This is a genomic window from Alicyclobacillus fructus (assembly GCF_017329605.1).
GTDB lineage: Bacteria > Bacillota > Bacilli > Alicyclobacillales > Alicyclobacillaceae > Alicyclobacillus > Alicyclobacillus fructus.
Map to the genome: position 1 here is coordinate 1 of NZ_JAFMTY010000114.1, position 266 is coordinate 266.

Annotated in this window: 1 protein-coding gene; it reads left to right on the top strand. The window is 43.2% G+C overall.

Annotated elements, in window-relative coordinates:
- Positions 1–266: hypothetical protein (locus J3481_RS14540; protein ID WP_206882542.1), on the top strand; the 266-nt coding region annotated here is incomplete at both ends.

Below are 266 nucleotides of genomic sequence, written 5' to 3' on the forward strand. Positions count from 1 at the left end.
GTATTACGCCTACTTGAAGCAAAACAGAAAATTTGGCTTGAATGCATGACATTGCTCGGTATCAACAACTCAAATCAGGACAAGAAAGAAAGATTAGTGGCCGCCGAAGTCGGCTCGAATGACTCACAAATTCTGTCAGTCCGCAATGCCGCGTTGAAATGTCGTTTAGATGCGGCAGATCGAATCAATGAAAAATACGGTTTGCATGTCAAAGTTTCGTGGGACTTGGGCGATGATGAATCGGTTATGGACTTGTCTTTCAATTC